Origin of the sequence: Pedobacter sp. (genome assembly GCF_035317785.1) — a bacterium.
GTDB lineage: Bacteria > Bacteroidota > Bacteroidia > Sphingobacteriales > Sphingobacteriaceae > Pedobacter.
Window position 1 is genome coordinate 42,419 of the sequence record NZ_DATHGC010000287.1, and the last position, 6,416, is coordinate 48,834.

7 protein-coding genes and 1 pseudogene are annotated in these 6,416 nt (G+C 43.2%); 2 read left to right on the forward strand and 6 right to left on the reverse strand.

The window, feature by feature from the left end; translation table 11 throughout:
- Positions 1-58: 58 nt before the first annotated feature.
- The 6 genes from nusA to panC form a co-directional block, all read right to left on the reverse strand.
- A complete protein-coding gene (gene nusA, locus VK541_RS17755) occupies positions 59-1,294 on the reverse strand; it encodes a transcription termination factor NusA (RefSeq protein WP_324371696.1) in 1,236 nt (411 codons plus the stop codon).
- A gap of 4 nt (positions 1,295-1,298) precedes the next feature.
- Positions 1,299-1,763: a ribosome assembly cofactor RimP gene (rimP, locus tag VK541_RS17760; protein WP_324371697.1), complete on the reverse strand. Its 465-nt coding sequence runs from the start codon at positions 1,761-1,763 to the stop codon at positions 1,299-1,301.
- A 327-nt stretch (positions 1,764-2,090) separates the two neighbouring features.
- Positions 2,091-2,522 carry a hypothetical protein gene (locus VK541_RS17765; RefSeq protein ID WP_324371698.1) on the reverse strand — a complete coding sequence of 144 codons (432 nt, stop codon included), beginning with the start codon at positions 2,520-2,522 and terminating at the stop codon, positions 2,091-2,093.
- A 131-nt stretch (positions 2,523-2,653) separates the two neighbouring features.
- Positions 2,654-3,793, reverse strand: coding sequence for an acyl-CoA dehydrogenase (locus VK541_RS17770; protein WP_324371699.1), 1,140 nt, complete (start codon positions 3,791-3,793; stop codon positions 2,654-2,656).
- Positions 3,794-3,888: 95 nt separating this feature from the next.
- A complete protein-coding gene (gene panD, locus VK541_RS17775) occupies positions 3,889-4,239 on the reverse strand; it encodes an aspartate 1-decarboxylase (RefSeq protein ID WP_324371700.1) in 351 nt (116 codons plus the stop codon).
- Positions 4,240-4,284: 45 nt separating this feature from the next.
- Positions 4,285-5,124, reverse strand: coding sequence for a pantoate--beta-alanine ligase (panC, locus tag VK541_RS17780; RefSeq protein WP_324371701.1), 840 nt, complete (start codon positions 5,122-5,124; stop codon positions 4,285-4,287).
- Between the two features lie 153 nt (positions 5,125-5,277).
- On the opposite strand from panC, the gene VK541_RS17785 reads away from it, so the two are divergent.
- On the forward strand, positions 5,278-6,102 hold the full coding sequence (locus VK541_RS17785; protein ID WP_324371705.1) for a glycogen/starch synthase: 825 nt from the start codon (positions 5,278-5,280) through the stop codon (positions 6,100-6,102).
- Between the two features lie 16 nt (positions 6,103-6,118).
- A pseudogene (locus VK541_RS17790) lies at positions 6,119-6,416 on the forward strand (DUF4270 domain-containing protein); the annotation flags it as partial.

The window sequence follows — 6,416 nt, forward strand, 5'->3', positions numbered from 1 at the left end:
GCGTCAGGCATTAGTTTTTAATTACTGCATATTTTGCTCAAATAAATCAGGCAACGTATTATTCAAATTCTGATTTTAAAATACTCATCACTTCTTTGATGGTTTCTTCTTCCAGATCGGTACGTTTTACCAGTTCATCTACTGAAAGTGCAAGCACACTCTTAGCGGTATCACAGCCGATGGCTTTCAGTTCATCGATGATCCAGCTATCGATCTCATCTGAGAATTCCTCGATATCCACATCCTCATCTTCCTCTCCTGCCTCACGATATACATCGATCTCATAGCCAGTCAGCTTGCCTGCAAGTTTGATGTTATGACCGCCACGTCCGATCGCCAGAGAAACCTGATCCGGCTTTAAATAAACTGAAGCATGCTTGGTCTCATCGTCCAGTTTAATGGAAGTGATCTTTGCAGGGCTCAAAGCCCTTGTGATATATAATGAAATGTTATTGGTAAAGTTAATTACGTCAATATTCTCATTTTTAAGCTCTCTCACAATACCATGGATACGTGAACCTTTCATACCTACACAGGCACCTACAGGATCAATCCTGTCATCGTAAGATTCAACGGCAACTTTAGCCCTTTCTCCGGGTTCACGAACAATTTTCTTGATCGTGATCAGCCCGTCAAAAATTTCAGGAACCTCGATTTCAAACAAGCGCTGTAAAAACTCAGGGGCAATCCTTGAAATGATGATCTTCGGCGTAGCATTTACCATGTCTACTTTCAAAATAACCGCACGGACAGTATCGCCTTTTTTGAAATAATCAGCAGGGATCTGTTCAGTTTTGGGCATCATCAGCTCATTACCTTCATCATCCAGCACCAAAGTTTCTTTTTTCCAAACCTGATAAACCTCACCGGTCACGATCTCGCCAACCCTGTCTTTATACTTTTTAAAGATCTCGTCTTTTTCAAGTTCCAGTACTTTAGACACCAGTGTTTGGCGGGCAGCTAAAATGGCCCTTCTTCCGAAACTTTCCAAAGTGATCTGCTCAATGTAATCGTCACCGACTTCCATATCAGCGTCCAGCGCCTTAACTTCTGCAAGTTCAATTTCCAGATCATCATCCTCAGAAAATCCGTCTTCCATCACCTTTCTGGTTCTCCAGATCTCCAAATCTCCGTTATCCGGATTCACGATCACATCACAATTCTCGTCAGTACCATATTTTTTCCGCAGCATACTGCGAAATACCTCTTCCAGCACACTAATCACTGTAGGGCGGTCGATGTTCTTGAAGTCTTTAAACTCCTGAAATGAATCGATTAAATTAATATTGCTCATTTTTCTATTTAAATGAAATTAACACCTTTGTTTCTGTTATGTTATTGAAGTCGATACTGGTTTCCACCAATTCCGCCTTTTTACCTTTTTCTTTTACTTTGGCTTCTATAGTAATGCCGCTTTCGGCCACATTCAGCAATTTACCTTCTTTCACATCCCCGCCTTCGAGCTTAATGCTTACTTCCCGTCCAATATTTTTATCATATTGTCTTTTCAGCTTCAGCGGCTCCCCAATGCCTGGCGATGAAACTTCCAGGTTATAGGCCTTTTCCAGCACATTCTCCTCTTCCAGGTGAAAGCCTACATGTCTGCTGATGGCGGCACAATCCTGGATAGTGATCCCTTCATCGCCGTCAACATGGATGATGAGCTTGTTGTTTGGCAGCATTTTTATATCCACCAAAAACAATTCAGGTCTGTCCGCGATTTTCTCTTCAATCAGTTCTTTTACTCTTTTTTCTACCTGCATAACCAATTAGCCAATAATAGAAAAGAGGGGACACCTGTCCCCTCCTTAATCCATTAATCTTGCAAAGATAAGAATTATTTTTAAAAATTAAAAATGCAGAAGGAACAAACCATTAACGGTTGGCTGAGGCTCAGACCGCAATCAATATAAAGACCAGACAGGCAGGAGTCAGCATGCTATATTCCGGCATGCCTGTTCACACTTTCTTCACACCTGATTCACACCAAAACCACAAAAGGGTACCTTTTTGTGAAGGAAGTGTGAATCAGGTGTGTTTCATGTGAGGCCTTGCCCTTAACCAGACCCCTGATTCGTATAATCCTGCCCTTATCTTGACAACACCTTTTGCACCGGCCTTAATTTTACACTTACGCCATTTGTCAGGATACGTTTGGCATCAACAAAACTGGTGTTCAAATGTGTGATCACTAAATAATCACGTCCGCTCACAAACGAGGTATCAGGATAGAAAACAATGGTACTGTCGGTCAGTTCCAAATGGCCCTGAACAGGCATTTCTTTTAAATTTGTAGCTCTTTCGGAAGGGGTTTGCAAAACAGAGATCAGGTCGCTAAGCACGGAATCCGGATATTGTGCATTTCTAAGCTGGGTCAGACCAGCCTGATCAATGCCGCTGAAGATAATGGCTGTGCTGTCAGGAGAAAAGTTTATTTTGAGTGGTTCTTTATCCGCTGAACACTCCGTCAAAAGTGCCAGGATGAAAAACAAAAACAGTACGATCACATTGTGTTTAACCATCGCACTAAATTAAGCATTAGGCACGACAAAGCCTAGAGACATCAGCCCGGTTGCTGAAATAGAAAACGACGCCCGGTTTCCCGGACATCGCTTTCCTGTAATGGCATATTGCCTGATAATTTAATGATGTGCTACCTGATAATTTCCCTGGAAATCACCAATTTTTGAATTTCTGAGGTTCCTTCATAGATCTGGGTGATCTTGGCATCTCGCATCAAACGTTCTACGTGGTATTCTTTTACAAAACCATAGCCTCCATGGACCTGAACAGCCTCTATGGTCACGTCCATTGCTACTTTAGAGGCATAAAGCTTGGCCATTGAGCCGGCCAGCGTATAAGACAGCCCCTGGTCTTTGAGCCATGCAGCCTTGTAAACCAGCAAGCGCGCGGCTTCAATCTGTGTCGCCATATCGGCCAGCTTAAAGGCTATCGCCTGATGCTCTGCTATTGGCTTGCCAAAAGATTTACGTTCTTTGGCATAGGCCAGCGCAAGCTCGTACGCGCCGGCGGCGATGCCCAGTGCCTGGGCGGCGATGCCAATGCGGCCGCCTTCCAGCGTTTTCATGGCAAACTTAAATCCAAAGCCTTCTTCGCCAATCCTGTTTTCTTTTGGAACTTTAACATCGTTGAACATCAGTGAATGTGTATCCGAACCCCTGATGCCCATCTTGTTCTCCTTAGGGCCAATGCTAAAACCTTCCGTGCCCTTTTCCACGATAAAGGCATTGATTCCTTTATGCTTCAAAGATTTGTCTGTCTGGGCTATGACCAGATAAGTGGACGCGGTACCGCCGTTGGTGATCCAGTTTTTAGTGCCGTTTAGCAGGTAATGGTCTCCTTTGTCTTCAGCGGTGGTCTGTTGTGAGGTTGCATCTGATCCGGCTTCTGGTTCAGAGAGGCAGAATGCGCCGATCTTTTCACCTGAGGCCAGGGGTTTCAGGTATTTCTCTTTTTGATATTCTGAGCCGTAGGCCTCCAGGCCAAAGCACACCAGGGAGTTGTTTACCGATACCACCACTGAGGCTGATGCGTCTATTTTGGACAGCTCCTCCATGACCAGTACATAGGAAATGGCATCCATACCACTGCCATTATACTTTTCTGACACCATCATTCCCATAAAGCCGAGATCCCCTAGTTTCTTTACCTGTTCGGCCGGAAATTTTTGGTGCTCATCTCTTTCAATGACACCGGGTTTCAGCTCGCTCTGTGCAAAGTCACGGGCGGCCTGGCGGATCATCAATTGTTCTTCACTTAATTGAAATAGCATAATTAATATTATAAAATAATAAGTTATGCCAAATTTATATAATTCCCAATCAGAAATACTATGCTGCCATAGTATTTTTCTGCACGGTATTATTTTTATTTCAGCAAATGGTTGTTGTCGTCAGGAAATACGAGTACAGGGTGGTATTTTTTGGCTTCCTCAACCGGCAATGAGCCATAGGACATGATGATCAGAATGTCGCCAACCTGAACTTTACGTGCCGTAGCTCCGTTTAAACAAATGGTACCTGAACCCCGGGCTCCTTTTATCACATAGGTTTCAAAGCGTTCGCCGTTATTGTTGTTCACAATCTGTACCTTTTCGTTTGCAATGATCTGGGCTGCATCCATCAGATCCTCATCTATGGTGATGCTGCCAACATAATTCAGTTCTGCCTGTGTTACTTTAACACGGTGGATCTTCGATTTTAATATCTCGATAATCATGCTGCAAAGTTAGTTAATTTTGTGAATGAAATGGTCTTCTGATCTTCAGCTAAGGATCATATTGTCAATAAGCCTGGTCTGTCCTACCTTTGCGGCCGCCAGCGCAACGATATTGGACTGTCCTTTATCAGGAGCCGGTATCAGGGTTGCTCCGTCGGCAATCGTAAAGTAATCGAGCTCCACACCTGGCGTGGATTGTATCATTGCTCTCGCTCCCTGCAGCAGCTCGGGTATGCTCAGCCTGGCAAAATTATCTCTTACATAACAGAGTGCTTTACTTAAAACGAGTGCATTCTGCCTGTCTTCTGCGCTTAAATGGATATTTCTTGAACTCATGGCCAGGCCGTCCCCTTCTCTGATGATCGGACAGGTAATGATCCGGACAGGCATGCTGAAATAGCTCACCATTTTTTGGATCATCAGCACCTGCTGAAAATCTTTCTGACCAAAAAAGGCAAGATCGGGTGTTACTGCATCAAACAGCTTTTTTACGATCTGGGTTACCCCCTGGTAATGTCCTTTACGGAATTCTCCTTCCAGAAGGAATTCTGCCGGGCCCAGGTCTATGTGCCAGTTTTCCGGCTCAGGATACATTTCCTTCACCGAGGGCATAAAGACCAGGTCGCATCCTGATACCCTGAGCATATCCAGGTCATGTTCAAGCGGACGGGGGTATTTTTCGAGATCTTTAGGATCGGTAAACTGGGTAGGGTTGACAAAAATACTGCAGACCACAAAATCTGCCTGCTGTTTTGCGAGGTCAATGAGCGACAGGTGGCCCTTGTGCAGGGCACCCATTGTCGGCACTAAAGCAATTTTCTGTTTGACCAATTTAATTGGGCCAAGCAACGACCTTAACGCCGCAATCGTGTTTACAACTTCCAAACCAGCTTATAAAATTTTAGGGGGCAAAGTTGGTTATTTATCTATTCCCAACAAAACATCTTGCGTATTATATTGATAAATGTTATTATTTTGCTTACCTTTGCCCCTTGATAATCTTTTCTTTAACATAAATTTTTATTTACGAATATGGAGATGGCAAAAACGAAGCTACTGATTGTTACACACGAGATGTCGCCTTTCCTTGAACTTACAAAGATTTCTGAAATTACCCGCCAGTTACCTCAGGCCATGCAGGATAAAGGATTTGAGATCCGCATCTTAATGCCGAGGTTCGGGAACATCAATGAAAGAAGGAACAGATTGCATGAAGTGATACGCCTTTCGGGCATGAACATCATTATAGATGACAATGACAACCCGCTGATCATCAAAGTTGCTTCTATCCCCGCTGCACGCATGCAGGTCTATTTCCTTGACAATGAAGATTATTTCCAGCGCAAGTATGTATTCAGAGATAAAGAGAACAAATTTTATGCGGACAATGATGAGCGCACGATTTTCTTTTGTAAAGGAGCGCTTGAAACCGTTAAAAAATTAGGATGGTCTCCTGATATCGTGCATTGCCATGGCTGGATGACTGCTCTTGTTCCTGCCTATATCAAAACGACTTATAAGAACGATCCTACGTTTAAAAACTCAAAGGTTGTTTATTCAGTATATGAGGAATGTTTTTCCGAAAGCCTGAATCCTGATCTGTACAAAAAAGCAGTGATGAATGCCATGACCGTGGAAGACACAAAAGTGTTTGAAAAAGCAAACTGCAGTGCTTTGCATATCGGAGCTATAACCTACTCGGATGCGGTAGTTTTGGCCGATGAAAAGATTGATGCTGATGTGTTAAAATTTGTTAAAGATTCCAATAAGCCAACTTTAGCTTTTAATTTAACCGAAAATTTCGACAATTTCTATGCTTTATATGAAGAGATTTCGAATGAAGAATTGGTTACAATAGCATAAACTCAGGTATTTAAATATGAAATTTATAAAACAAGACTTATTGACCCTGTTGATAGGTCTTTTTCTTTTTTCCGCGTGTAAAAGCACGAACTCCGTTGGTATTGATCCGGATCCTGATTATGCAATAGCAGGTGATCTAAAAGTTCTTCCGCTAAGCTCAGCTACGGTTGAGGAGGAAGCAACCAATACCACCAGACTCAGCACGTACCCCCTTGGATTCATAAAAACAGATCCTGTTTTCGGAAGCACCGAAGCCAGCCTGGTGATGACAGTTTCTCTCCCTAGTTTAGACTACAGCTTTGGCAATGACCCGC

What these genes read in the sequence shown, in the direction of transcription:
- panD (WP_324371700.1), bottom strand. Translation starts at nt 4,239, where the DNA reads ATGATTATCGAGATATTAAAATCGAAGATCCACCGTGTTAAAGTAACA.
- rimP (WP_324371697.1), bottom strand. Translation starts at nt 1,763, where the DNA reads ATGCAGGTAGAAAAAAGAGTAAAAGAACTGATTGAAGAGAAAATCGCG.
- nusA (WP_324371696.1), bottom strand. Translation starts at nt 1,294, where the DNA reads ATGAGCAATATTAATTTAATCGATTCATTTCAGGAGTTTAAAGACTTC.
- VK541_RS17770 (WP_324371699.1), bottom strand. Translation starts at nt 3,793, where the DNA reads ATGCTATTTCAATTAAGTGAAGAACAATTGATGATCCGCCAGGCCGCC.
- VK541_RS17765 (WP_324371698.1), bottom strand. Translation starts at nt 2,522, where the DNA reads ATGGTTAAACACAATGTGATCGTACTGTTTTTGTTTTTCATCCTGGCA.
- VK541_RS17785 (WP_324371705.1), top strand. Translation starts at nt 5,278, where the DNA reads ATGGCAAAAACGAAGCTACTGATTGTTACACACGAGATGTCGCCTTTC.